Consider the following 25,594-nt stretch of genomic DNA (forward strand, 5'->3'; position numbering starts at 1 on the left):
TCATTGCGAGCGCAGCGAAGCAATCCAGCGCGGGATACGCAACCCTGAATTGCTTCGCTGCGCTCGCAATGACGAACAAGCGGGATCAAACCTCGCTCAACGCCGCTTCGGTCGGTGCGATGCTCGCCGGAGTGCCGACGTCGAACCACTGGCCCATATGCGACAATCCGAACAATCGCCCCGCCGCGATCGCGCGGTCCCACAATATGTTGGTCGAAAACGCCCCCGCGGGCGCGCCGTCGAGCAGGCGCGGCGAGATAAGCTGGATGCCGGTGTAGACGAAGGGGGCGACATGCCCGGACTTGCGCCGCGACAGCCGGCCCGCGGGATCCATGTGAAAATCGCCGCGCCCGCCATGTCCCGCCGCGCTCGCCTGGCGGATCACCAGCAGCAGCGCGTCCATGCGCGCGCCGTCCCAGTGGCGCGCGAGATGGCGGATGCTGTCCTGCGGCCCGTCGGTCCAGATATTGTCGCTGTTGACGATCAGGATCGGGTCGCCGCGCAGCTGCGGCAACGCCTTGACCATCCCGCCGCCGGTTTCGAGCAATTGGGCGCGCTCGTCCGAAATCGCGATGCTGAACGGCCGTTTCTGCGCCGCGAGATGCGCTTCCAGCGCGTCGGCGAGATAGTGGACGTTGACGACGACATGGGGGATGCCCGCCGCCGCGATCCGGTCGAGGCTGTGGTCGATCAGCGCCTTGCCCGCGACGCGCACCAGCGGCTTCGGCCGGGTGGCGGTCAGCGGCCGCATCCGCTTGCCGATCCCCGCCGCCATCACCATCGCGCTTTCGATTTTCGCTGTCACGTCCCCATCGCCTTCCAAATCTCCGCCCGTTTCGAAGCGGGGACATTGGCGTCGAACCATTGCCGAACCGGGACAAGCGCCGGATGCGCCAGATCGCGTTCGAGCAACCCCCACATCCGCGGCTGGAAGCTTTTGTAATGCGGCTTGTCATCGCGCTTCCACAGGCGGACGAAAACCCCCAGGATGCGCGTGTTGCGCTGCGCCGCGAGCGCCCAATAGGCGTTTTCGATATCCTGCCCGGTCGCCGCCTGATAGCGTGCGAGCATCGCCGTCTCGACCGCCGGGGTCACATCGCGCCGCGCATCTTCGAGCACCGAAGCAAGGTCATAGGCGGGGTGACCGACGAGCGCGTCCTGAAAGTCGAGCAGGCCATAATGCGCGATGCCGTCCCGCCCCGCGACCAGCATGATATTTTCGGCATGGAAATCGCGCAGCACGGTGACGCGCGGCAACCCGTCCTGTTCGACGGGGGTCAAGGCTTCTTCCCACGCCGCGCGGAAGCCGTCGCGGTCGACGTCGATGTCGAGCGCCGGGCAATACCAGTCGGTGAACAGCATCACCTCGTCCAGCCATTGCGCGATCCCGTGGACCGGCAGCCCGTCCATCGGCGGGCGGGCGTGAAGATGGACGAGGAGGTCGGTCACCCCGGCATAATGTCCGGCTTCGCGGTGCAATTGTTCGTCGACCGTTTCGCGCAGCCGCACGTCGCCGAAATCCTCGATCAGCAGCAGCCCCTGGTCGAGGTCGCGCGCGAGGATCGTCGGGGCGTTGAGTCCCAGCCCGCACAGATATTCGGCGACCGCGATGAACGGGCGCGGGTCCTCGTGCGGCGGCGGTGCGTCCATCAGCACCGCCTGCCGCGCGCCATCGACGACGCGGAAATAGCGGCGGAAGGACGCGTCCCCCGCAAGCGGTAAAATCTGCGCGTCGCCCCAGCCATGCGCGGCGAGGAAAGCCGGGGCATGCGCGGGCGGAATCATCAAAGCGGCCATCGCGCTTCCCAAGCGGGCGGCACCGACGCTGTCAAGACTCGGGCGTCGCCGCTCCCCGAAATCGCCAGTACCAGCGGATCGGGCCAGCCGCCCGCGCCCAGCCGTTCGGGCCATTCGATCAGCAGCGCGCCGTCCTGAAGATAATCGTCGAGCCCGAGTTCGATCAGCTCGCTTTCATCCTCGATGCGGTAAAGATCGACATGCGCGACGGGCAAATCGACCTCGGGCGGCGCGTAGGGCTGGACGATCGCAAAGGTCGGGCTCGGCGCCTCGCCCGCCAGCCCGCGTGCCTTCAGCATCGCGCGCGCCAGCGTCGTCTTACCCGCGCCAAGATCGCCTTCGAGCGCGACGACATCGCCCGGCCTGAGCGCCGTGCCGATCGCGGCGCCGATGCGGTCGGCATCGGCGAGGCTGTAGTCGTGGCGATGGATCGTCATGTGCCCCGCGGCAGGCTGATCCGCACCATCGTGCCCTGGCCCTTCTCGCTCAGCACTTCCATCGTGCCGCCGTGTGCGGCGACGAGCTGGCGGGCGAGCGCGAGCCCGATGCCGCCGGTCGGGGTGCCCGCCTGCTGTCCCCTGGTCACCGCCGCGACCGCGTCGGGCATGCCGGGGCCGTTGTCCGATACGATGATGTCGACACTCTTCTTGTCGCCATCGGCGTGCAGCAGCACGCGCCCGCCGCTGCGCCGCGCCGGCGCGGTGAAGCGGACCGCATTGTCGAGCAGCCCGGCGACGAGGCGCGCCAGGCGCGGCGCGTCGCCTTCGATACTGCCAAGGTTCGCCGAAATATTGCCGACGAGCTCGATCTTCTCGCCGTCGGCCAGCGGCCTGACGCCGGCGAGCGCCGCGTCGAGCAATGTGCGCACATCGACCGGCGCGCGCTCGATCGCCAGCGTTCCGGCTTCGCCCTGCGCGAGGTCGAGCACATTGTCGATCTGGCGGCCGAGCACCGCGACCGAATCCATGATCGCGTCGATATAGACCTGCTGCTGCTCCGCGAGCTTGCCGGCATAGCCCGCCTGCAACATCTCGCCGAAACCGCCGATCGTGGTCAATGGCGTGCGCAGTTCGTAACTCATCCGCGACAGGAAAGCGGTCTTGACCTTGTCGGCGGCTTCCAGCGCCTCGTTGCGTTCGCGCAGCGCGCTTTCCATGCGGCGGCTGTCACTGACGTCGAGCATGATCAACAGTGCGTTGCCGTCGGGCAGCGGAATCGATGCGAAGTCGAAATGGCGGCCGTCGGCGAAGCGGATCTCGCCGGCGCGCTGCGTGCGTTCCAATGTCGCGGCGCGAATGACTTCCTGTACGATGCTGATCTGGTTCGGCTTCGCCAGCCGGTCGGCAAGCCCGCCCATCAGCACGTCGACACGCGGGTGCGCCGCCAGCGTCCCCTCGTCGATGCCCCACAGGCGGCGGAAACGCTGGTTCCACAGGTGCAGCCGCCCGTCGGGCGCGAACACCGCGATCGCCTCGAACAGATTGTCGAAGGTCGCGGTGCGCACGCGCAGCAGCGTGTCGCGCGTCGAGGCGAGCTGGACCTGTTCGGTGCGGTCCTCGGCGATCAGCAGCAGCCCGCCGTCGGGGGTCGGCTGCGCGACGACGCGCAGGTGCGTCCCGTCGCGCAGCAGCCAATCCTCTTCACTCGCGTGCGGGAGCGCGAACCAGTCGACATGCGCCTGCCGCCATTCGGGAAAATCGCGCACCTCGGGGGTGCGTCCGCTTTCGCGCCATGCATCGAGCAGCCGCGCGAACGGCCGCGCCTCGCTGACGTCATCGGCTTCGAGCGCGAACAGGCGGCGGAACGGCTGGTTGGCGAAGACAAGGCCCTGGTCGGGACCGAATTGCGCGACGGCGGCCGACAGCCGGTCGAGCAACTCGCGCTGCGTGTCGACAAAGCGCCGGTGCGCGCCGCGTTCGCTTTCGAGTTCCTGGATGTCGATCGCATAGCCCGCGATGCCGATCGCGCGGCCGCCTTCGGGCGCCAGCGGGATATCGACGACGCGCATGATGCGCCGTTCGCCCTCGATCGTCACCGGGATGGTGCGGACCTGCGCCGTCCCCGAAAGCCGGGCCTGTTCGGCCGCCTCCCCGGCGCTGACCCCGGCAACGGGCTCGCACAGCTCGATGCCCGCGTCGATCACCGCCGCGGCGCTCTTCGCCTCGACTGCGCGCACATAGGCGCGGTTGACGAGCGCGAGCCCCAGGCTGGTGTCGCGGAACCACATCGGAAAAGGCGCCGCCTCGATCAACCCCGACAAGGCTTCGAACGCCCCCATCGCCTCGTCGCGTTCGCTGCGCGCCTGCGCCAGCGCCTGCTGGCCGTCGGTCGCATCGCTGAGCCAGAGCAGCACGCTTCCCGGCCCGCCGACCGCGGGGGGCGCCGCGGCGCCATGGATGACGATCGTCCGGTTGCCGCCCTGCGGCTTCAGGCTCAGCGTAAAGGGCTTGGCGCCCCGCTGCGCGCCGAGGATCGCCTGGCGCAGCGCATCATGCCCCACCGGATCGAGCCCATAGTCGATCCCGCGCAGCTCGTCGAAATTGCGCGGACCACGCTCGATGCCCAGCCAGCGGCCGAGCCGCTCGCTTGCCTCGATCCGCCAGTCGCCGCGGACGATGACGGGCAGATAGGGAGAGGCATCGACGAGGCTCGCGAGCCGGTCGGTCTGCCCGGCAACAAATGCCGCACGACGCTGCATCGCAATCCCGCGCAGCGTCGCCCATAGCCCGGCGAGCAGCCATAGCGCCGCAAACAGGCCGAGCGCGAACAGCATCGTCGGGGAAAGCGTCTCGCTCACCTCGCCCTATGCTTTCGCTTTTCTGATGCTCGCGCCGCGATCATGACCGCCTGCCCTAAAGACGATGGAGTCATGTTTCAATCGCATGTCACAGCGAAACGGCGCGCAACATCGTCCGATGAGCGCGCCGTCCACAGTTTTTTCTCTTTCGTCACCCCGGACTTGATCCGGGGTCCATGACGCCGCAAACGGAGATGGATGCCGGATCAAGTCCGGCATGACGAAAGCAGATCAATAGCGATAATGGTCGGGCTTGAACGGCCCTTCGACCGGCACGCCGATATAATCGGCCTGCTTCTGGCTGAGCTGGCTCAGCTTCACGCCCAGCTTGTCGAGGTGCAGCGCCGCGACCTTTTCGTCGAGATGCTTGGGCAGGACATAGACGTCGTTCTGATACTGCTCGCTGCGCGTCCACAGCTCGATCTGCGCCAGCGTCTGGTTGGTGAAGCTCGCCGACATCACGAAGCTCGGGTGGCCGGTCGCATTGCCGAGGTTCACGAGGCGGCCCTTCGACAGGATGATGATCTGCTTGCCATCCGGGAATTCGACGAGATCAACCTGCGGCTTCACTTCGGTCCACTTGTAATTGGCGAGCGCCGCGATCTGGATTTCGCTGTCGAAATGGCCGATGTTGCAGACGATCGCCATATTCTTCATCGCCGCCATATGCTCCGCGGTGATGACGTCGGCGTTGCCGGTCGCGGTGACGAAGATGTCCGAACGCTTCACGGCTTCGTCCATCGTCACGACTTCGAAGCCCTCCATCGCGGCCTGCAGCGCGCAGATCGGGTCGATTTCGGTGACGAGGACGCGTGCGCCGCCATTACGGAGGCTCTGCGCCGAGCCCTTGCCGACGTCGCCGAAGCCGGCAACCGTGGCGACCTTGCCCGCGAGCATCACGTCGGTGCCGCGGCGGATCGCGTCGACGAGCGACTCTTTACAGCCATAAAGATTGTCGAACTTCGACTTGGTGACGCTGTCGTTGACGTTGATCGCGGGGAAGGGCAGCTCGCCCTTCTTGGCGATGTGGTACAGGCGGTGGACGCCGGTCGTCGTTTCTTCCGAAACGCCCTTGATCGCCTTGACCGTCTTGGTCAGGTAGCCGGGGTTCGCGGCGACGAACGCCTTCAGCGCGCGCTGCATCTCGATCTCTTCTTCATTCTCGGGCGCCGGCATCGTCTGGCCGGCCTCGAGCTTCGCGCCCCACAGCGCGAACATCGTGGCGTCGCCGCCGTCGTCGAGGATCAGGTTGCACGTCGTGCCATCTTCCACGCCCCAGTCGAAGATGCGGCCGACATAATCCCAATAATCGGCAAGGCTTTCGCCCTTGATCGCGAACACGGGCACGCCCGTCGCGGCGATCGCGGCGGCGGCATGGTCCTGCGTCGAGAAGATGTTGCAGGTCGCCCAGCGGACCTCGGCGCCGAGCGCGGTCAGCGTCTCGATCAGCACCGCGGTCTGGATCGTCATGTGCAGCGACCCGACGATTTTTGCGCCCTTCAGCGGCTGCGCCGCGCCGAACTCGGCACGCAGCGCCATCAGGCCTGGCATTTCGGTTTCGGCGATATTGATTTCCTTGCGACCGAAGTCGGCAAGGCCGATGTCGGCGATCACATAATCACGGGTGTCGGCGGCGAGAGTGGCCACGGTTCAGTCTCCTGTAGGCGGGTTCGGCCGCAGGCGAGCGGCCCCGAAAGGGTCGATATATGCCCGGCGCCCTATCCCAAAGCGCGCCGCCGATCAAATATAAACTTTTCTTTATATCGCATTCCAACCTTGATCCGGCGACGCGCGACGCGCGCGAATCGGACGCGCAAAAACGCCCGGCCCCGCGAAAAAAATTTCCGGGATCCCAATTGTGACAATCGGCGGCGCCCTTTTGTGACGCAGAGTCGCGAAGCCCAAGATTATGAAAATCCTGACTTATAATGCGCCTTGCGGTGAGCATAATCTCTATTTGTGACATCTATGTTACAAACCGCAGAAAACATTGACTTTTTCTTCGCCGAGCGAGAAAATCATCCCAAGTTTTCGGGGAGATATGAAAATGAAAAAAATATTGCTGCCGTTGATCGCACTGGCCTTCGCGAGCCCGGCCGCCGCCCAGTCGATCTTCGTGGTCACCGCACCGCAACCCGATTCGGGCACCCTGCCGGTCGCCTATGCGGAGCTCAAGGCCGGCGACAATCGCGCTGCGGTTGCAAAGCTGACCGGCGACACCACGCTCGATGCCCGCGATCCGTCGCGGCTGATCAACCTCGGCACCGCTTATGCCCGCCTCGGCCAGGCCGGCAATGCCGCGGCCGCCTATGAAGCCGCGATCGACAGCCCGATCCGCTATGATGTCGAACTGGCGAGCGGCGATTATGTCGATTCGCGCTGGGCCGCACGCACTGCGCTCGCGAACCTGAATGGGGGCCGCGCGCTCCTGGCGCTGGCGCGATAGGTTCAGACGAAAGAAACAATGCGGTGACCTAAGCCTCGCCGCCTTCCGTGGTCAGAAGCCGGGCGTCCACTCCGGCTTCGGCAAACGCCGCCTGCCACCTTTCAGCAGGCGGCGTTTCAAACAACAGATTGTCGCTGCCCGGGGTCAGGTGCCAGCCGTGGCGCACCATCTCTTCCTCCAGCTGCCCGGGCGACCAGCCCGCATAGCCCAGCGCGACCAGCCAGCGCGACGGACCACGTCCTTCGCCGATCGCGCGCAAGATGTCGTGTGAACTCGATATCATCCAGCGGTCGCCGACCTGCACCGCTTCCTGGCCGCCCCAGTCGCGGCTGTGCAGCACGAAGCCGCGCGACGGTTCGACCGGGCCGCCCAGAAAGACCGGCTGGTCGAGCGGATTACCGTCGTGCGCAATCTCGAGCTGGTCGAGCACCGCGCCGACGGTCATGCCGCCGATCGGATCGGCGATGCCGATCCCCATCGCGCCGTCCTCGTCATGGCTGACCATCGCGATCACCGAATGCTCGAAACGCGGGTCGCCAATGCCGGGCAATGCCAGCAGCAGCTGGCCGGTGAACCAGGGCGGAGCACTCTCCATCCCCCTTCATGCCCTGCGGTGGCGGGGCGGTCCAGCGTCTTTGCTACGGACCGGGGCGAATGGCGGTTTTGGGGCGGGGAGCGGACGTCGCTTTCTACAGCTTCGTCATCCCGGGCTTGACCCGGGATCCCGCTTTTTTTGAGGCACGAGCAGTTTTCGACGTCAAGCGGGACCCCGGATCAAGTCCGGGGTGACGATGAAGGAAACGGCAACAACCGGCCGCAACCAGCCATCCCCGCCGCGCCTCCGCGACCGCAACGATCGTCAAATGAAAGGGGCGCCCGGTTCCCCCGAACCGGACGCCCCGCTACAAAGCCCCCTAAAGGTCAGGCGCTGTAGTACATGTCGAACTCGACCGGGCTCGGCGTCTGTTCGAAACGATAGACCTCGTCCCACTTCAGTTCGACATAGGCTTCGATCTGATCCTTGGAGAAAACGTCGCCCTTCAGCAGGAAGTCATGGTCGGCGAGCAGGCTGTCGAGCGCTTCGCGCAGCGAAGCGCAGACCGTCGGCACTTCCTTCAGCTCTTCGGGCGGCAGGTCATAGAGGTTCTTGTCCATCGCGTCGCCGGGATGAATCTTGTTCTGGATGCCGTCGAGGCCCGCCATCAGCAGCGCCGAATAGCAAAGATAAGGGTTCGCCATCGCGTCGGGGAAGCGGAACTCGACGCGCTTCGCCTTGGCACCCGTCCCGTAAGGGATACGGCACGAGGCCGAGCGGTTACGGCTCGAATAGGCGAGCAGCACCGGCGCTTCGAAGCCCGGGACGAGGCGCTTGTAGCTGTTCGTCGTCGGGTTGGTGAAGGCGTTCAAGGCCTTGGCGTGCTTGATGACGCCGCCGATGAAATAGAGGCACATGTCGCTGAGGCCGGCATAGCCGTTGCCGGCGAAGAGCGGCTTGCCCTTTTCCCAGATCGAGATGTGCGTGTGCATGCCGCTGCCGTTGTCGTCCTTGATCGGCTTCGGCATGAAGGTCGCGGTCTTGCCATAGGCGTGCGCGACCTGGTGCACGACGTACTTGTAGATCTGCATGCGGTCGGCGGTCTCGGTGAGCGTGCCGAAGGTCAGGCCGAGTTCGTGCTGCGCGGCGGCGACTTCATGATGATGCTTGTCGCACGGCAGGCCGAGTTCGAGCATCGTCGAGACCATTTCGGCGCGGATGTCGACGGCGCTGTCGACGGGCGCGACGGGGAAATAGCCGCCCTTGGCCCGCGGACGGTGCGCGAGGTTGCCGCCCTCATAGCTGCGGCCGGTGTTGGTCGGCAGCTCGATATCGTCGATCTCGAAACCCGATTTGTTATAGCCAGTTTCGAAACGCACGTCGTCGAACATGAAGAATTCGGCTTCGGGGCCGACATAGACGGTGTCGCCGATGCCGGTCGAGGCGACATAGGCCTCGGCGCGCTTCGCGGTCGTGCGGGGGTCGCGCGAATAGCCTTCGCCGGTCGACGGCTCGACGATGTCGCAGAAGATCACGAGCATCGGGGTGGCCGAGAAGGGATCGTCATAGACCGCGTCGAGGTCGGGCATCAGGATCATGTCGGATTCGTTGATCGCCTTCCAGCCTTCGATCGACGAGCCGTCGAACATCAGGCCGTCTTCGAGCTCGTCCTCGCCGAGGACCGAGGCGACCATCGTCAGATGCTGCCACTTGCCCTTGGGGTCGGTGAAGCGCAGGTCGACCCACTCGATGTCGTTTTCCTTGATCCGCGCGATGATATCCTTGGGCTTCGTAGCCATCGTCCATGCTTCCTTCTTGCGAAATGATCCGGCGTGCCGGGGGTTTTCGGGTTTTCGAAAATGCGAAAGATTAAAGCGCGTCCTCGTTGCGTTCGCCGGTGCGGATGCGCAGCGCGGTTTCGACCGGGATGACGAAGATCTTGCCGTCGCCGATGCGGCCGGTCTGCGCGGCGGCGGCGATCGCCTCCACCACGCGTTCGGCCATCGAATCCTCGACGATGACTTCGAGCTTCACCTTGGGCAGAAAGTCGACGACATATTCGGCGCCGCGATAGAGTTCGGTGTGACCCTTTTGCCGCCCGAAGCCCTTGGCCTCGGTGACGGTGATCCCGCTGACACCCACTTCGTGCAGCGCTTCCTTCACTTCGTCGAGCTTGAACGGCTTGATGATCGCCTCAATCTTCTTCACGCTTTTCGTCCCCCTTTGGGCTGGCCGCCGCCCCTTGCACATCGAGCCGGATCAGCTGTGCTGGCCCGGTTCGCCGTCGAGTCGGTGCGGTGTCCCGCCATCTTGCACCAATCAAAAGCCGTGCCAATTGGCGAATCGCGGGGTTTTGGTAAGAATTTTGGCGTGACAGCGCACGGTTGCCCAAGGGGTGGGCAAAGAGGTTATTTGAATGCCTAAAATATGGGCACATACAGTGGCCGCGGTCCATTTTGTTTCACGCAAAGGCGCGAAGACGCGAAGAAGGCCGCACAAGAAGGCGGCCGTCCATTGTCGCCGCAGGCGACCTTGAAAGGCGCTTCGCGCGATTGGCAAGCAAGGTCGGCCCAATGACCCAACCCTCTTCGCGCCTTCGCGCCTTCGCGTGAAATTTCCTATCCCGCCCTATCCGCGCCGACGATCGGTTGCGAAGAGCACCAAAAGTACCTTACCGTCCCATCGGCGCCGCCGAGTCCGCCAGATTGGCTTTCGTCCAGTTCGACCGCTCGATGACATAGGCGCGGATCGCCTCGACGTCCTGCGGGGTCAGCACCTTGGCGAAGCTCACCATGCCGCGATCCTTCAGCGCGCCGTCGATGATCACCGACTTCCACGCATCGGCATTGGCGAGCGTGCCCGAGACGCGCAGGTCGGGGGTGAAGCCGTTGCCGATCGCGCTGTCGCCGTGGCAGACTTGGCAATAGCGCCCGTAATGCGCCTTGCCCGCCGTGACCTGCGCCGCGCTCGCGGTCATCGCCGGCGGATTCCACGCCAGCGGAGCCGCCGCCGCCAGCGCGGGAAGCTGCGCGGTGCCGCCGATCTTGAGTATGACGAGGCGCGGCAGGTTGGGGACCTTGCGCGTCACCCCGCCCGCGATCCCGGCGACGAGCGGGAACGCCCCGCCCTTGCCGGTCTGGAAAGCGACATATTGCACCCTGCCGACGCGGAAGGTCGAGGGCGCGCTGACGATCCCCGACTGCATGTCGAGGTCGAGCAATTGCTTGCCGGTGTCGGCGGCATAGGCGCGGAAGCGGCCGGTGCTGGTGCCCTGGAAGACAAGGTTGCCCGCGGTGGTCATCGTGCCGCCGTTCCACGCCGCGGGATAGTCGACGCCCCACGCGACCTTGCCCGTGCGCGGATCGAAGGCGACGAGGCGGCCGGTCGTCGCGGCAACCGCGGCGCGGAACGCTGCCTTGTCGTCGGGCAGCATCGTCTTGTTGAGCGACGTCCCGACGTTGAAGCCCAGCACCTTCCTTTTGTCGAGCTCGTCCATGTCGGCGAGATAGCCCTGCGGAATCTGCTGCGCGGGGATATAGACAAGGCCGGTCTTGGGGTTGAAGCTCATCGGGTGCCAGTTGTGCGCGCCAAGCGCGCCGGGGACCGCGATGAACGGCTTGCCGGTCTTGTAGAAGCGCGATTCGGGATTCTCGATCGGACGGCCGGTCGCCATGTCGTACCCCGACGCCCAGTTGATTCCGTCGACGAAGGGCTTGGCGCCCAATAGCTTGCCGTTGGTGCGGTCGATGGTGAAGAAGAAGCCGTTCTTCGGCGCGTGGTACAGCACCTTGGTGGGCGTGCCGTTCACCGCCTGCTCGGCAAGGATGATCGGCTGGGTTGCGGTATAATCCCACGTCTCGGCCGGGGTTTCCTGATAATGCCATTTATATTTGCCGGTCGTGGCGTCGAGCGCGACGACCGATGACAGGAACCAGTTGTCGCCCTCGCCGTTCGAGCGCGTGCCGTGGTTCCACGGATTGCCGTTGCCGACGCCGAGATAGATCTGGTCGAGATCCTTGTCGTAGACGATCGCGTCCCACACGGTGCCGCCGCCGCCCGAAGTCTGCCACTCGCCCTTGTCGGACCATGTCGCGTTGGCCTTGCTCGCGAAGATATCGTCCGAGGCCGCGCCGTCCTTCGCCTTGGTCGGGTTGGGCGCGGTGTAGAAGCGCCAGCGCTCCTTGCCGGTGTCGGCGTCGTAAGCGGTGACATAGCCGCGCACGCCGAACTCGGCGCCGCCGTTGCCGATCAGCACCATGTCCTTCACGACGCGCGGCGCGCCGGTGATCGTATAGGGTTTCGACGTGTCGAAGGTCTGCGTCGACCAGATTTCCTTGCCGGTCTTGCGATCGAGCGCGATCAGGCGGCCGTCGAGCGTACCGACGAACAGCTTGTCCCCCCACACCGCGACGCCGCGATTGACGACGTCGCAGCAGGCCGAAACCGCGCGTTCGCCGGGAACCTTGGGGTCGAAGGACCAGAGCTTCTTGCCCGTCACGGCGTCCCACGCGCTGACCTTCGACCAGGCGTGGGTCACATACATCACGCCGTCGACGACGACGGGCGTGGCTTCCTGTCCGCGGGCATCGTCGAGGTCGGCGAACCAAGCGAGGCCGAGCTGCCCCACATTCTGATCATTGATGTCGGTGAGCGGACTGAAGCGCTGTTCGTCATAGCTGTAACCGATGCCGGCCCAGTCATCGCCATTGCCGCCGGTCCTGAGCAGGGCCTCGCTGGCCTTTTCGGCCTCGTCGAGCGATCCGCCGCCCGAGATGCTCTCATTCTTCGATGCATTGCATGCTGTGAGTGCCAAAACCGCACCGCCCAGCAGCGCGGCCGAAAAGACCCGTTTCGCCATCCCATGCTCTCCCGACGCCTATGCTTGACGTTAACGTCAAGACTGCGCGCGAAGGCGGGCGGGTGCAAGCGGGAAAATGGGGGGTGAGAAAGGGGGCACGCTACCCACACTCGTCACCCCGGACTTGATCCGGGGTCCACGAAGACGAGTGCTGCGTTGACGTCATGGATCCCGGATCAAGTCCGGGATGACGAAACTGGAACCGTTGCGCCGCTCACGCCCAAGGCGGTGCGTTCAACCCCGTGGGACTCGCGGTAAAAATCTCGCAGCCGGTTTCGGTAATCCCGATGCTGTGCTCGAACTGCGCCGAGAGCGAGCGGTCGCGCGTCACCGCGGTCCAGCCGTCACTCAGCATCTTCACCGCATATTTGCCGGTGTTGATCATCGGCTCGATCGTGAAGAACATGCCGGGGCGGAGTTCGGGCCCGGTGCCGGGGCGGCCGGCGTGAACGACCTCGGGCGCGTCGTGGAACATCTGTCCCAGCCCATGCCCGCAGAAATCGCGGACGACCGAATAGCGATGGCGTTCGGCATGCTGCTGGATCGCATGCGCGACGTCGCCCATGCGGTTGCCGGGCTTCGCCTGCTCGATGCCGAGCATCAGGCATTCATAGGTGACGTCGACCAGCCGCTTCGCCTTTACGCCCACATCGCCGACCAGATACATGCGGCTGGTGTCGCCGTGCCAGCCGTCGATGATGCTGGTGACGTCGATGTTGACGATATCGCCGTCGCGCAGCGGCTTGTCGTCGGGGATGCCATGGCAGACGACATGGTTGATGCTGGTGCAGCAGCTATGGGTGAAGCCGCGATAGCCGAGCGTCGCGGGGATGCCGCCGCCCTCCAGCATCATCGTGCGGACAAGGTCGTCGATCGCCCCGGTGGTCACGCCGGGCTGAACGAACGGAACGAGCGCGTCGAGAATCTCGGCCGACAGCCGCCCCGCCTTGCGCATCCCGGCGAAGCCCGCCTCATCATGCAGCTTGATCGTACCGTCGCGGACGCGCGCCGGAGCGGCGGCATCGCCGGTGGTTACGGTGACATAGTCGTACATGGGGGTGATATAGGCGATCTGGCGCCGGATTGCGAGGGGCGAGGTCAGGCTGTGGACAGGTGGTCGCGAAACCAGTCGGCCAGCTCTTCTTCCGCGAGTTCGCCTGCGGCGAGGGCAAGGAATGTTACGACCAATTCGGCGTCCGTAGCGTCCAGCCAGCCACCGTTTCGAACCACAAAGGTTTCGCTGACGACCGCCGCCGTCCGCTTGTTTCCATCGACAAAGGGGTGGTTGCAGGCGATTCCAAACGCATAGGAGGCTGCAAGCGCCGCCAGATCGGGTTCGCCATAACCGGCAAGATTTTGCGGCCGGGCCATGGCGCTTTCAAGCAGCGTGGCATCGCGAATCCCAGCGCCGCCGCCATGTTCTGCGATCTGCTCCTGATGGGCCGCCAGAGCAGCCTCAAGCGACACCCATTTCCAGGTCATGGATTCCGCCTATTTCGCCAATTCGCGCAATGCGCGTTTGCGGCGCGCCATCACCTCGCGCGCTACCTCCATTTCCTCTTCGAAATCGGCGTCGAAGGGAACGAGCTCAATGCCACGCTCAGTATCGCGTACCGACAGCATATCGCCTTGAGCCGCGCCAAGACGCGCCAGCAGCTCCTTGGGAAGGATAACGGCAGCGCTGTTGCCGACTTTGGTGATCTTGAGCGGCGTGTTCATACGCTCGTTATAACATCGCCGCTCAAGAATTTCAACCGAAGGCTATTCCGCCGCCTTCTCGGCCTTGCCCTTCGCCTTGCCCTTGCCCGCCTTGGGCGGCGCCGAGACGATTTCGAAGGCGAGCGGATTGCCGACCTTGGCGTCGTCGCCGGTCTTCATCTTCACCTTGACCTCGCCGCCATGGACGAGCTTGCCGAAGAGCAGTTCCTCGGCGAGCGGCTGCTTGATCTTTTCCTGGATCAGGCGGCCCATCGGACGCGCGCCATAGAGCTTGTCATAGCCCTTGCCGGTCAGCCATTCGCGCGCCGCCTCGTCGAGCTGGATGTGGACGTTGCGGTCGGCAAGCTGCAGCTCGAGCTCAAGGATGAACTTGTCGACGACGCGCGCGACCACTTCGGGCGGCAGATAGCCGAAGGGGACGATCGCATCGAGGCGGTTGCGGAATTCGGGGGTGAAGAGATTCTTCACCGCTTCCTCCTGCACATCCTCGCGCGTGAACTGGCCGAAGCCGATGCCCTCGCGCGCCATGTCGCTTGCGCCCGCATTGGTCGTCATGATCAGGATGACGTTGCGGAAGTCGACCGTCTTGCCGTGATGGTCGGTCAGCCGGCCATGATCCATGACCTGCAACAGGATATTGAACAGGTCGGGATGCGCCTTTTCGATCTCGTCGAGCAGCAGCACGCAATGCGGATTCTGGTCGATCGCATCGGTGAGCAGGCCGCCCTGATCATAACCGACATAGCCCGGCGGCGCGCCGATCAGGCGGCTGACCGAATGGCGTTCCATATATTCGGACATGTCGAAACGCTGGAGCGGAATACCCATGATCGACGCAAGCTGTTTGGCGACCTCGGTCTTGCCGACGCCGGTCGGGCCGCTGAACAGATAGTTGCCGATCGGCTTTTCGGGATCGCGGAGGCCCGCGCGGCTCAGCTTGATCGCCGACGACAGCACCTCGATCGCGGTGTTCTGGCCGAAGACGACGCGCTTGAGGTCGGTCTCGAGGCTGGCGAGCGTCGCCTTGTCGTCGCTCGACACCGATTTGGGCGGGATGCGCGCCATTGTCGCGATGACCGCCTCGATCTCCTTGGCGGTGATCGTCTTCTTGCGCTTCGACGGGGCGACGAGCATCTGCATCGCGCCGACCTCGTCGATCACGTCGATCGCCTTGTCGGGCAATTTGCGGTCGTTGATGTAGCGCGCTGACAGGTCGACCGCGGCGTTGATCGCATCCTGCGTGTAGCGCACCTGATGATGCGCCTCGAACGCGCTGCGCAGACCCGCGAGGATTTTCTTGGTATCCTCAAGGCTCGGCTCGATCACGTCGATCTTCTGGAACCGGCGCAGCAGCGCGCGATCCTTTTCGAAATGGTTGCGGAACTCCTTGTACGTCGTCGAGCCGATGCAACGGATCACGCCGCCCGAGAGAGCAGGCTTCAAGAGGTTCGACGCGTCCATCGCGCCGCCCGAAGTAGCACCCGCACCGATGACGGTGTGGATTTCGTCGATGAACAGGATCGCGTGCGGCAGGCCTTCGAGTTCGGTCACGACCTGCTTCAGCCGCTCCTCGAAATCACCCCTGTAGCGCGTTCCGGCGAGCAGCGCGCCCATGTCGAGCGAATAGATGACCGCGGGCAACAGCACCTCGGGCACGTCGCCTTCGATGATCTTGCGCGCGAGGCCTTCGGCGATCGCGGTCTTGCCGACGCCGGGATCGCCGACATAGAGCGGGTTGTTCTTGCTGCGGCGGCACAGAATCTGGATCGTACGGTCGACCTCGGCGGTGCGGCCGATCAGCGGATCGACCTTGCCGACCTTGGCCTTCTCGTTGAGGTTGACGGTGAACTGGTCGAGCGCGGTTTCCTTCTTGGACTTGCCGCCGCTGTCCTTGTCCTTCGTCTCTTCCTTTTCCTCGGGCTCGGCCTGCGGCGAGGGCTTGCCGCCCTTGCCGACGCCGTGGCTGAGGTAGGAGACCGCATCGAGGCGCGTCAGGTCCTGCTGCTGCAGGAAATAGACGGCATAGGATTCGCGTTCGGAAAAGAGCGCGACGAGGACGTTGGCGCCCGTCACTTCATCCTTGCCCGACGACTGGACGTGCAGGATCGCGCGCTGGACGACGCGCTGGAAGCCGCTCGTCGGCGACGGGTCGCTGTGCCCCTCGACCTTCAGGCTGTCGAGTTCGGTGTCGAGATAGTGGACGACCGCCGATTGCAGGTCGTCGAGCGCGACGCCGCAGGCGCGCATCACTTCGGCGGCATGATCGTCATCGATCAGCGCGTAGAGCAGATGCTCGAGCGTCGCATATTCGTGATGCCGCTCCGACGCGGCCTTCAGCGCATTGTGCAGGGTCTTTTCGAGGCTTTCCGAAAAGGACGGCATGGGCTTATCTCCTTGGGGACAAGCCGGGGAGAGGCCCGCCCGCCAACACAAGGTGGCAACGCCGCCGCCCCGCCGCAAGGGAAAAGCGGAGGCGCATGTGAAATTACGATGACAGGCCTTGCATTATGGTTAACGGGACGTTGCCTTGCCGGCAGCCGGCCAGGCATGGCCGCGCTGCTAAGCGATTGAAAATATCGGTACCGTTCGCACCCCCTTGCGACTCCTCCGGCGGCGCGGCATGACGGCAGCCAAGGGGGAAATGTGACAGTCAGGTTGCATCCATCGCGATTCGCCCCGCTGCACGGGAGCCTTCCGTGCAGATAAAACGGCTGCGCCTGACCGGTTTCAAAAGCTTCGTCGAACCCACCGAGCTGCGCATCGAGCCCGGGCTGACCGGCGTCGTCGGTCCCAATGGCTGCGGCAAGTCGAACCTGCTCGAGGCGATCCGCTGGGTGATGGGCGAATCCTCGCCCAAATCGATGCGCGGCGGCGGGATGGAAGATGTCATCTTCGCCGGCACCTCGACGCGGCCGTCGCGCGACTTTGCCGAGGTTGCGATCCATTGCGATACCGAAGGTGCGATCGTCGCGGGCTTGTCCGACGCGAGCGACGGGCATGAGCTGGAAATCATCCGCCGCATCGAACGCGGCGCCGGATCGGCGTACCGCGCCAACAGCCGCGACGTGCGCGCCAAGGACGTCGCGCTGATCTTTGCCGACGCCGCGACCGGCGCGCACAGCCCGGCGCTGGTCAGCCAGGGCAAGATCGCCAATGTCATCGCGGCGAAACCGACCGACCGTCGCGCGATGCTGGAGGAAGCGGCGGGCATCGCCGGACTGCACGTGCGCCGCAAGGATGCTGAACAGAAACTGCGCGCGACCGAAACCAACCTGACCCGCCTGTCCGAAATCGTCGGCGATATGGAGGTGCGCGCCAATGCGCTGCGCCGCCAGGCGCGCGCGGCGGAGAAATATAAGAAGCTTTCCGACGACATCCGTATCGCCGAGGCGCGGCTGATCTATGCGCGCTGGCGCGACGCCGCGGCCGCCGCCGATCAGGCGCGGCGCGACGCCGATGCCGCCGAAGCCGCGGTAAAGACCGCGCAGGACGAGCTCGAAACCATCTCCGCGGCGCAGGTTGCGGTCGCGACACGCGTCGGCACCGCGCGCGCCGAGGCGCAGGCGCAGCGCGACGCCCTCGCCGAAGCCACCGCGACGCTCGTCCGGCTGCAGGGCGAGGAGCGCGCGGCGCGCCAGAGGCTCGACGATCTGGCGGCGCAACAGGCGCGGCTCGCCGACGACCGGACCCGCGAAGGCGAACTCGCGCGCGAGGCGCATGCGGCGCTGACCGGGCTCGATGCCGAGAGCAAGACGCTGGCGCAGGACATCGCGGCGCATGGCGCCAGCAAGGCGGCGCTCGTCGACGCCAATCAGGCCGCACAGGCGCGTCTCCGCGATGCCGAGGTCGCGCTCGCCCAAGCGCGCGCCAAGGCGGCGAGCGAAGCTGCCGACCGCCGCATCGCCGTGTCGGCGCGCGACACCGCCGAAGCCGCGGTGCGCCGCGTCGCAAACGACAAGGCACGCGTCGACGCCGAGGTGGCCGCGCTCGGCGACAGCGCAGCGCTGACGGCCGCACAGGCAGAGAGTGCCAGCGCGGCCGTCGATGCCGAAGCCGCGATCGCCACGGCCGAAACCGCCTTGCAGGAGGCCGAGGCCGACCGCGAAGCCACCGCCGCCGCCCTGGCCACCATCGAAGCGGGCCTTGCCGAAGCGCGCGCCGCGCTGGCCGCGCTCGACGGCGAGGCCGCGACGCTCGAACGCGCGCTCGCCGCCGCAAAGAGCGGCGACGACCGCATTCTCGACCAGCTTCGCGTCACCCCGGGCTATGAGGCCGCACTCGCCGCCGCGCTCGGCGACGATCTCGACGCGGGCACCGCAAAGGACGCCGCGCGCAGCTGGGGCGGCGCCGATCGGGCCAAGGGCGACCCTGCGCTGCCCGCCGGGACACAATCACTTGCCGATTTCGTGCAGGCGCCCGCCGCGCTGGCCCGCCGCCTCGCGCAGGTCGCGGTCGCCGACACCGACGGTGGCCAGCCGCTCGCGGTCGGGCAGCGGCTCGTCACGCACGACGGCGTGATGCGCCGCTGGGACGGCTTCGTGACGCGCGGCGACGGCGCGACCGCGACCGAGCGGCTGCAACGCCAGAACCGCCTCGAAGCGCTCGCGGCACAGCGCCCCCAAGTCGAACTTGGTGTGCAGGAATTGTGCGACCGGCGCGACGCCGCCGCCGCCAAAGCCACCGAACTCGCCGAAGCGGCCGGCGCGGCGCGCAAGGGGTTGGCGCAGGCCGACGAAGCCCGGCGTACCACGCTACGCGCCGCCGATCAGGCGCAGGCCGCGCTCGATCGCCACCACGATGCCGCGGCGCTGTTCGACCGCCGTCTCGCCGAGATCGCCGAAGCCGCGAAAGAGGCCGCCGACGCGTTCGCCGTGCAGGACGCCGCGCTGGCCGCGCTCCCCGACGACAGCATCGCGCGCGCCGCGCTCGATGGCGAGGAAGCGGCGACCGACCGGGCGCGCACCAACGCCGCGGACGCGCGCGACGCGCTCGCCGCGCACGATCGCGCCCTCGCCGGCCTCAGCGAACGGCAGGCGGTCGTCACCGCCGAGATCAGAAGCTGGAAGGCGCGCGCGGGCGAGGCGGCGCGCCGCGTCGCCGAAATGGACAAGCGCGCCGCAGCGCTCGCCGCCGAAGCCGCCAAGCTGGCCGATGTCCCCGAAAAGCTGGCGGCGCAGCGCCTCGCCGCCGAAACGCAGCAAGCGGACCGGCGCGACAAGGTCGCCGCCGCCGAAGCGCAGGAGCGCGAGGCCGAAGCCGCGCTGCGCGAAGCCGAAACCGCGCTGACCGCGATCCGCGAGCGCGTCGCGGCGGCGCGCGAGACCCGCGCCGGTGCGGCTGCGCGCTCCGAAAATGCCGAACTGCGCCGCATCGAAATGGGCCGCCTGTCGGGCGAGCGCTTCGAATGTCCGCCGCCGCTGTTGCCGCAAAAGGCCGGCTTCGAAAGCGACTCGGTCAGCGATGCCGTGCACGAGTCCGCGCAGCACGACCGGCTGATCGCCGACCGCGAGCGACTTGGCCCGGTCAACCTCGTCGCTGCCGACGAACTCGCCATACTCGATACCGAGCGCGAGAAGAGCGCCGGCGAAATCGAGGAACTGACCCAGGCGGTCAATCGCCTGCGCGGATCGATCGGCAATCTCAACCGCGAGGGCCGCGTCCGCCTGCTCGCGGCGTTCGAGACGGTGAACGAGCATTTCCAGCGGCTGTTCACGACATTGTTCAACGGCGGCCAGGCGCATCTGGAGCTCGTCGATTCGGACGATCCCCTCGAAGCAGGCCTCGAAATCATGGCACAGCCGCCAGGCAAGCGGCTGGGCACGCTGACGTTGCTGTCGGGCGGCGAGCAGGCGCTGACCGCGGTCGCGCTGATCTTCGGCCTCTTCCTTACCAACCCCGCGCCGATCTGCGTCCTCGACGAGGTCGACGCGCCCCTGGACGACGCGAATATCGAGCGTTTCTGCGACCTGCTCGACCGCATGAGCCGCGAGACCAACACGCGCTACCTGATCGTCACCCACAATGCGGTGACGATGGCGCGCATGCATCGTTTGTTCGGGGTGACGATGATCGAAAAGGGCGTCAGCCGCCTTGTCTCGGTCGACCTCGGCGGCGCCGAAGAGCTGCTCGCGGCGGAGTAACGGGGCCCTAAGGCGCGCTGCCGACCACCAGCATCGCGGCGAAGATCAGCAGGCCGGCAAAACGGTTGCTGCGAAACTTGGCGAGCGCATCGGCCTCGTTGGCGGGCTCGAGCGTGACCACCTGCCCGGCGAAATGCACCGCGGCGGGAAGCAAGGCGATGAACACCAGCGGGTCGGGCCGCACCGCCCACAGCGCCCCGGCCCACAGCACCAGCGCCGTCCCATAGCAAAGGGCGACGCCGCCGCGGACCTGTCCGCCCATCGCGCGCGCACTCGATTTCACGCCGACGGCCATATCATCCTCGATATCCTGCAGCGCGTAGATGGTGTCATAGCCGATCACCCACGCGATGCAGCCAGCATAGAGCAAAGGCAGGGCGAGCCCGGCCTGCCCGCCGACCGCCACCCACGCGACGAGCGCGCCCCAGCTGAACACCAGGCCCAGCCACGCCTGCGGCCACCAGGTGATGCGCTTCATGAACGGATAGGCGGCGACGAGGATCAGGCTCGCCAGCGCGACGATCTGCGCCGGGCGGGGAAGCTGGAGCAGCACGAACAGGCCGACGAGCGACAGGAACAATGTCCACAGCAGGGCACCCCGCACCGACACCGCACCGCTCGCCACCGGCCGCGACGCGGTGCGCGCCACTTTCGCGTCGAGGTCGCGATCGACGATATCGTTATAGACGCAGCCCGCGCCGCGCATCGCGATCGCGCCGAGCAGCAGCCAGAGAAACAGCGGCCAATGGCTGATCGCCCCGCCGCCGAGCGCCAGCGCGAAGGCGCAGGGCCAGTAAAGCAGCCACCAGCCGATCGGCCGGTCGAAGCGCGCGAGCAGTGCATAAGGCCGCACGCTCGCGGGAAGCAAGGCGACGAGCCCCTGATGCTGGCTGTCGGGGAGATGGGTCGCAGTCATCGGCCGACGCCCGATAGCAGCCCGGGCGCTTTCGATAAATGGCTGATTGGATTGGCCTGACTTGCCCTGCTCAGGGACAGCTCGATACGGTCGCCTTTTCGTCGTTGAAGACTTTCGACAGATTCCGCCCTTCGCGAATATTGAAGGCGGCGGTCGATCGAATTCGCCTGTTGCCGACGACTTTGCCATAGACGAGCGGCTGATAGTCATAAACGATCTCGACGAACATCACGGCAGTCCCGTTCGACGCCGCGACCTTCCGTCCCGGCGGGCCCATGCCGTCAAGGCTGGTCCCCGTCGCGCCGTCACCCTGCTTGCCGTAGCTCGACGAAACCGCGAGGCCGCCGTAGCAACGCTGCCAGTGAATCCACTGGCCGCCGGAGGTATTGCGCTCGAGACTCGAGAGAATGATGCGCCCACGCGATTTGAAGTTCAGGCTGCCACCCTGCTTTTCGACTCCTGCCAGGAGGTCGTTGATGTCGCGCTCGCGAATCTGCGACTGCGACAAGCTGCTGCCATAGGCAACGCGCGCGGCGTTGTCGGCGGCGCTCAACCCCATCTGGCTGATTCGCGTGTGCGCCAGCACCAGATTCGCGATCTCCAGGCCGCCGAAACCGATCAGCACCAGCAAAGGGATGGCGAAAGCCATCTCGATCATGATCGCGGCGCGGCTTTCGCGCAGCAATCGGATCGCGATGCGGCACAGCTTTGTCGCTGCGATGGTCATTTGCATTTCACCGGATCGGCATCGGAGCCGGTGTTGAACGGCTGGTTCCGGAGCACCGTCGTCGCGGTCATCGTCGATTCCTGCGGCTGCCCCAGCAATCGCCACACCGGCAGCACGCGCTTGATCTTCATCGAGGCAGTGTAGAGCACGATATCGTCGGCGCCGCCGTTGCCGGTACGTCCGCGATCGCTGTCCCACACACCGTTGCCGTTGATATCCTCGAAACATTCGTTCGAATCGCGCACCTTGTTGCCGTTATTGTCCTTGAATGGTTCAGGATTTCCGACGTCGTCGAAATTGTCATAAGCCTTGCGCGAGAAACTGACTTCGGCGTTCGGGAAGACATTATGCACGGCATAGCGGACGCGCTCGTCGAGTTTGGACTGCGATTTGGCATTGATTTCGAGCGTCGAATCGCGCGCCGCCTTCGCCACCGAACCCTGCAGCACCTGCCGGGCGTAGAATTGCCAGCTGTAGTCGAAGATGCCCATCAGCAACAGCAGGAAGACCGGTCCCGTCAGTGCGAATTCGATGGCGGCCACACCCCGCTCGTGGCGGCCGAGACGATGCGCGAAGAGGAAACGGCGCGTCATTGCGACAACCTCAACCGCGAAATCTTGCCGGCGATCGATTTGAAGATATTCTCCAGCTCGGTCGAACTGTTGGTCTGAAAGGCATTTTTGCTGACGCCGCCGGCATCCGCAGCGCCGTCGCCCGGCGATGCACAGTTGATGAGCTGCGCGTTCAGGTTGACGCCGAACCCGATCACCCAAATCGTGATATTGTGATTTTCGTCCTTGGCGATCTCGCACAGCCGGCTGAACCGGTTGTTGTGCCGTGCCATCTGTTCGCCGCTGGTCATGTTGAACGACCCGCCGACGCGCTGCATCAGATATTCATAACCTTGGGTCGAAAAATTGCGCATGCTGGGCGCCATCTCGCCGTCGGTCATGAAAATGATGTGGCGATAGATCGGACGCTCGTTCTTGACGTAGGTGTTTTCCGCAGCGAACAGTCCGACCGGCGACAGCAGGCGGATTCCCCATGCCATGCCGGCATCGTGATAAGTCCCGCCGAGCGGCTCCAGCTTGTCGATCCAATCCTCGTCGAACGTCGTCTGATCGGCAGCGGTCATTTCCGTCATATTCTTGGCGGCAGCCGGACAAACCCCGCCGCCCTGCGACCAATAGGATGGATAGGGCATCCAATTGCCCTCTTTGGTGCCGTCGGCCGATACGAAACTGCTGTTCACCGTCAGCACCTGTTTGTCGACCGCCGCGATGCCGCGCGACGAATTTTTCGAATCCACTGCAAAATAGGGGACCGAGTTATTATAGCTGATCGCGCGCGGGTAGGTGATTTCAGGGATATACATCCGCCATTTGGTCGCTTCATCGGCAGTCGGCACCGTATCGACGTCCATGTCGAGCGCCTCCGCAGGCGGGGACGCCGTCGATGCGAACGGACTGGTCTGCCGTTCGACGATACAGCCGCTCCACTTGTAGGTCTTGTTCGTGCCCGAGCTGCCGGTGTCGACGGTTATCTCGCCGCCCGCCGTCTTGAGCGCCGATACGTCGAACAGGCGATCCTCGTACCGATATTGGTTGCGGAACGCCAAACTGGGCTTCGCCGCCGCGGTCGTCTGCGTATAGGTTCGCTTCCGCTGCTGCAGCCAGCATTTGCTGCTCGTATAGGTATAGCGGTAATTATAATAATAATGGATCTTGCCGGTATCGTCCGAATAGACGCGCGTGTCCGACGGATCGACGAGACGCGCCGTCCGGTTCATGCCCGGGGTCGCCGTCGCCGTAGGGGCGCTGTCGGCGGGCGGCGACAGCGCGGAACAGTCGGTCGAATTGGTAAAACCGCTGATCGGAATTATGTTCGTCCACGCCGAATCGGCCGTCGTCCCGCCCGTGACTGCGGCTGGCGCCGAGGTGCCCGTCCAGGTCAGCTTGGTGATCGGCGAACGTGAGGGCAGCAGCGTATAATCCGACAGCCACGCCGGATTTTTCGCACGAAGAATTTCGCCGACGTTGACCGTCGAGGCATAGGGAACCATGCCGAAGCGCAACCGGCCGTCGCCGACATTCGTGCTCGTCATCGTCGTAAAGAACAGCTTTGCGGCGTTCTGCATCGCCAGCATCCGCGTCTTGCCGTCGCTCGTCTTCTCTTCCATCGATCCCGTGACGTCGAGGACGAGCATCACGTCGGTGTTGGAAATCTCGAGCTTTGCGGAACAGTTCACCACCAGATTGAACCGGCTGGTGCCGAATATATACATGATGGCCGTGGGCACGCGCGCGGTCGCGGTCCCGCTGACGTCGGTCGTTCCCGTCAGCTTCTGCGTGGTGAACACCACATCGGTGCTGCCGTACATGTTGCCGGGATAGTTGAAATTGAACATCTTGGTGGCTTCGGCCTTCGCCGTGTCGCCATAGGTGCCGGCGGCCATCGAACGCCGCCCGGCGAGCACCCCCGCGTCGCACGCCTGCTGCAGGCGAAGCTGCGCCATATAGCCGCGCCCGATATCGACGGCCGAACCGACGATGGCGATGATCGGCACCAGTGCGGCGGCGGTCAGGATAAGGGCATTGCCGCGCTGGTCGCGCGCAAGCCGTTTCATGTCCCGCCGCAGACGGCTGAATATGGTCCCACCCATGGTCAAAACCCCTCTTCGACCAGACCGGCGGCCCGTGCGGACGCGTGACTGGTTGTGTCGCACTAGGGGAAAACTGCTTACCAAATGGCTAATCGGCTCAGCGGCCCGTCACCGCGAAACGGCCGGATTGACCCGTTTCAGGACAGATGCTCCGTTTCATCGCGGTGGATGCACAAGGAATCGCATTCTGCTATCCGGTCGCCATGCCCGCAACACCCGCCTGGCCGCCCGCCAGCACCCCCCGCCTGTTCGTCGACCAACTGCTGGAAGCGGGCGCGACGCCCGTCATCGACGGCCCCCCCGCGCATTATCTGCTCCACGTCATGCGGCTGAAAACCGGCGATCCCTTGCTGCTGTTCGACAATCGCAGCGGCGAATGGCTGGCGACGATCGCCGGGATCGGGAAAAGATCGCTGTCGCTGGCGATCGAGCGACAGACCCGCCCGCTCGAACCCGTGCCCGACCTTTGGCTCTGTTTCGCGCCGGTCAAGAAGGCACGGCTCGACTGGATCATCGAGAAAGCGACCGAACTCGGCGTCGCACGCCTCCAGCCGGTGATCACCGAGCGGACGATCGTCGAGCGGGTCAAGACCGAGCGGCTCGCGGCGCAGATCATCGAGGCGTGCGAGCAATGCGGACGCACCGCAGTCCCCACGCTCGCCGACCCGGTCAAGCTGCCCGCGCTGCTGAAGGACTGGCCGGCGGCGCGCGCCTTGCTGTTCGCCGACGAGGCCGGGGGCACGCCCGTCTTATCGGTCGATGCGCCCGCTTCCGCCGCGATCCTTACCGGACCCGAGGGCGGCTTTACCGAACGCGAGCGCGCACTGTTGCTCGATTGCCCCGCCGTCCGGCGCATCGCGCTCGGCCCGCGCATCTTGCGCGCCGAAACCGCCGCGATCGCCGCGACCAGCCTGTGGATGGCGCGTCACGGCGACTGGCGCTGACCCCCGATATTGTCCCCGTCCGGCACAATAATGGTACAATCTTGTCAATCTTA

The 25,594-nt window shown here is 65.4% G+C and carries 20 protein-coding genes; 3 read left to right on the top strand and 17 right to left on the bottom strand.

Annotated features, from left to right (window positions below; translation table 11 throughout):
- Positions 1-85: 85 nt before the first annotated feature.
- From FHR22_RS18565 to ahcY, 5 genes are all read right to left on the bottom strand, one after another.
- Complete coding sequence (locus tag FHR22_RS18565) at positions 86-805, bottom strand: nucleotidyltransferase family protein (protein ID WP_341786866.1); 720 nt, start codon at positions 803-805, stop codon at positions 86-88.
- On the bottom strand, positions 802-1,785 hold the full coding sequence (locus tag FHR22_RS18570) for an aminoglycoside phosphotransferase family protein (RefSeq protein WP_166945331.1): 984 nt from the start codon (positions 1,783-1,785) through the stop codon (positions 802-804). Before FHR22_RS18570 ends, FHR22_RS18565 begins: the two co-directional genes overlap by 4 nt.
- The gene (tsaE, locus tag FHR22_RS18575; RefSeq protein WP_166945178.1) at positions 1,785-2,234 is read right to left on the bottom strand and encodes a tRNA (adenosine(37)-N6)-threonylcarbamoyltransferase complex ATPase subunit type 1 TsaE; all 450 of its coding nucleotides are present in this window, start codon (positions 2,232-2,234) and stop codon (positions 1,785-1,787) included. The genes FHR22_RS18570 and tsaE overlap by 1 nt, the downstream gene beginning before the upstream one ends.
- Positions 2,231-4,570, bottom strand: coding sequence for a sensor histidine kinase (locus FHR22_RS18580; protein WP_166945332.1), 2,340 nt, complete (start codon positions 4,568-4,570; stop codon positions 2,231-2,233). Before FHR22_RS18580 ends, tsaE begins: the two co-directional genes overlap by 4 nt.
- 255 nt (positions 4,571-4,825) lie before the next feature.
- The gene (ahcY, locus tag FHR22_RS18585; protein ID WP_166945179.1) at positions 4,826-6,241 is read right to left on the bottom strand and encodes an adenosylhomocysteinase; all 1,416 of its coding nucleotides are present in this window, start codon (positions 6,239-6,241) and stop codon (positions 4,826-4,828) included.
- Between the two features lie 400 nt (positions 6,242-6,641).
- Here ahcY and FHR22_RS18590 point away from each other — a divergent pair, with 400 nt between their 5' ends.
- Complete coding sequence (locus FHR22_RS18590; protein WP_166945180.1) at positions 6,642-7,040, top strand: hypothetical protein; 399 nt, start codon at positions 6,642-6,644, stop codon at positions 7,038-7,040.
- Between the two features lie 28 nt (positions 7,041-7,068).
- Here FHR22_RS18590 and FHR22_RS18595 read toward each other — a convergent pair whose 3' ends face one another.
- The 8 genes from FHR22_RS18595 to clpA all read right to left on the bottom strand — a co-directional run bounded on the left by FHR22_RS18595 (position 7,069) and on the right by clpA (position 16,534).
- Positions 7,069-7,635, bottom strand: coding sequence for a YqgE/AlgH family protein (locus tag FHR22_RS18595; protein WP_166945181.1), 567 nt, complete (start codon positions 7,633-7,635; stop codon positions 7,069-7,071).
- Between the two features lie 326 nt (positions 7,636-7,961).
- A complete protein-coding gene (glnA, locus tag FHR22_RS18600) occupies positions 7,962-9,374 on the bottom strand; it encodes a type I glutamate--ammonia ligase (protein ID WP_166945182.1) in 1,413 nt (470 codons plus the stop codon).
- Between the two features lie 70 nt (positions 9,375-9,444).
- Positions 9,445-9,783 (bottom strand): P-II family nitrogen regulator, encoded by a 339-nt coding sequence (locus tag FHR22_RS18605; RefSeq protein ID WP_037518110.1) that lies wholly within the window; start codon positions 9,781-9,783, stop codon positions 9,445-9,447.
- A 463-nt stretch (positions 9,784-10,246) separates the two neighbouring features.
- Positions 10,247-12,433, bottom strand: coding sequence for a PQQ-dependent dehydrogenase, methanol/ethanol family (locus FHR22_RS18610; protein ID WP_166945183.1), 2,187 nt, complete (start codon positions 12,431-12,433; stop codon positions 10,247-10,249).
- A 214-nt stretch (positions 12,434-12,647) separates the two neighbouring features.
- Complete coding sequence (gene map, locus FHR22_RS18615) at positions 12,648-13,487, bottom strand: type I methionyl aminopeptidase (RefSeq protein ID WP_166945184.1); 840 nt, start codon at positions 13,485-13,487, stop codon at positions 12,648-12,650.
- 44 nt (positions 13,488-13,531) lie between these two features.
- Positions 13,532-13,915 carry a type II toxin-antitoxin system death-on-curing family toxin gene (locus tag FHR22_RS18620; protein WP_166945185.1) on the bottom strand — a complete coding sequence of 128 codons (384 nt, stop codon included), beginning with the start codon at positions 13,913-13,915 and terminating at the stop codon, positions 13,532-13,534.
- Between the two features lie 9 nt (positions 13,916-13,924).
- Positions 13,925-14,152, bottom strand: a complete 228-nt coding sequence (locus FHR22_RS18625) for an AbrB/MazE/SpoVT family DNA-binding domain-containing protein (RefSeq protein ID WP_166945186.1) — start codon at positions 14,150-14,152, stop codon at positions 13,925-13,927.
- Positions 14,153-14,194: 42 nt separating this feature from the next.
- Positions 14,195-16,534 carry an ATP-dependent Clp protease ATP-binding subunit ClpA gene (gene clpA, locus FHR22_RS18630; RefSeq protein ID WP_166945187.1) on the bottom strand — a complete coding sequence of 780 codons (2,340 nt, stop codon included), beginning with the start codon at positions 16,532-16,534 and terminating at the stop codon, positions 14,195-14,197.
- A gap of 314 nt (positions 16,535-16,848) precedes the next feature.
- On the opposite strand from clpA, the gene smc reads away from it, so the two are divergent.
- Positions 16,849-20,292 (top strand): chromosome segregation protein SMC, encoded by a 3,444-nt coding sequence (gene smc, locus FHR22_RS18635; RefSeq protein WP_166945188.1) that lies wholly within the window; start codon positions 16,849-16,851, stop codon positions 20,290-20,292.
- 7 nt (positions 20,293-20,299) lie between these two features.
- Here the strand turns inward: smc and ubiA are convergent, their stop codons facing one another.
- The 4 genes from ubiA to FHR22_RS18655 all read right to left on the bottom strand — a co-directional run bounded on the left by ubiA (position 20,300) and on the right by FHR22_RS18655 (position 24,561).
- On the bottom strand, positions 20,300-21,208 hold the full coding sequence (ubiA, locus tag FHR22_RS18640) for a 4-hydroxybenzoate octaprenyltransferase (RefSeq protein WP_166945189.1): 909 nt from the start codon (positions 21,206-21,208) through the stop codon (positions 20,300-20,302).
- 70 nt (positions 21,209-21,278) lie between these two features.
- Positions 21,279-21,935, bottom strand: a complete 657-nt coding sequence (locus tag FHR22_RS18645; RefSeq protein ID WP_243853847.1) for a TadE/TadG family type IV pilus assembly protein — start codon at positions 21,933-21,935, stop codon at positions 21,279-21,281.
- On the bottom strand, positions 21,932-22,528 hold the full coding sequence (locus tag FHR22_RS18650) for a TadE/TadG family type IV pilus assembly protein (protein WP_166945191.1): 597 nt from the start codon (positions 22,526-22,528) through the stop codon (positions 21,932-21,934). The genes FHR22_RS18645 and FHR22_RS18650 overlap by 4 nt, the downstream gene beginning before the upstream one ends.
- Positions 22,525-24,561 (bottom strand): pilus assembly protein, encoded by a 2,037-nt coding sequence (locus tag FHR22_RS18655; protein WP_243853849.1) that lies wholly within the window; start codon positions 24,559-24,561, stop codon positions 22,525-22,527. Before FHR22_RS18655 ends, FHR22_RS18650 begins: the two co-directional genes overlap by 4 nt.
- A gap of 239 nt (positions 24,562-24,800) precedes the next feature.
- Here FHR22_RS18655 and FHR22_RS18660 point away from each other — a divergent pair, with 239 nt between their 5' ends.
- Complete coding sequence (locus FHR22_RS18660) at positions 24,801-25,541, top strand: 16S rRNA (uracil(1498)-N(3))-methyltransferase (protein WP_166945333.1); 741 nt, start codon at positions 24,801-24,803, stop codon at positions 25,539-25,541.
- Positions 25,542-25,594: the final 53 nt, after the last annotated feature.

Source organism: Sphingopyxis panaciterrae, assembly GCF_011762125.1.
Taxonomy (GTDB): domain Bacteria; phylum Pseudomonadota; class Alphaproteobacteria; order Sphingomonadales; family Sphingomonadaceae; genus Sphingopyxis; species Sphingopyxis panaciterrae.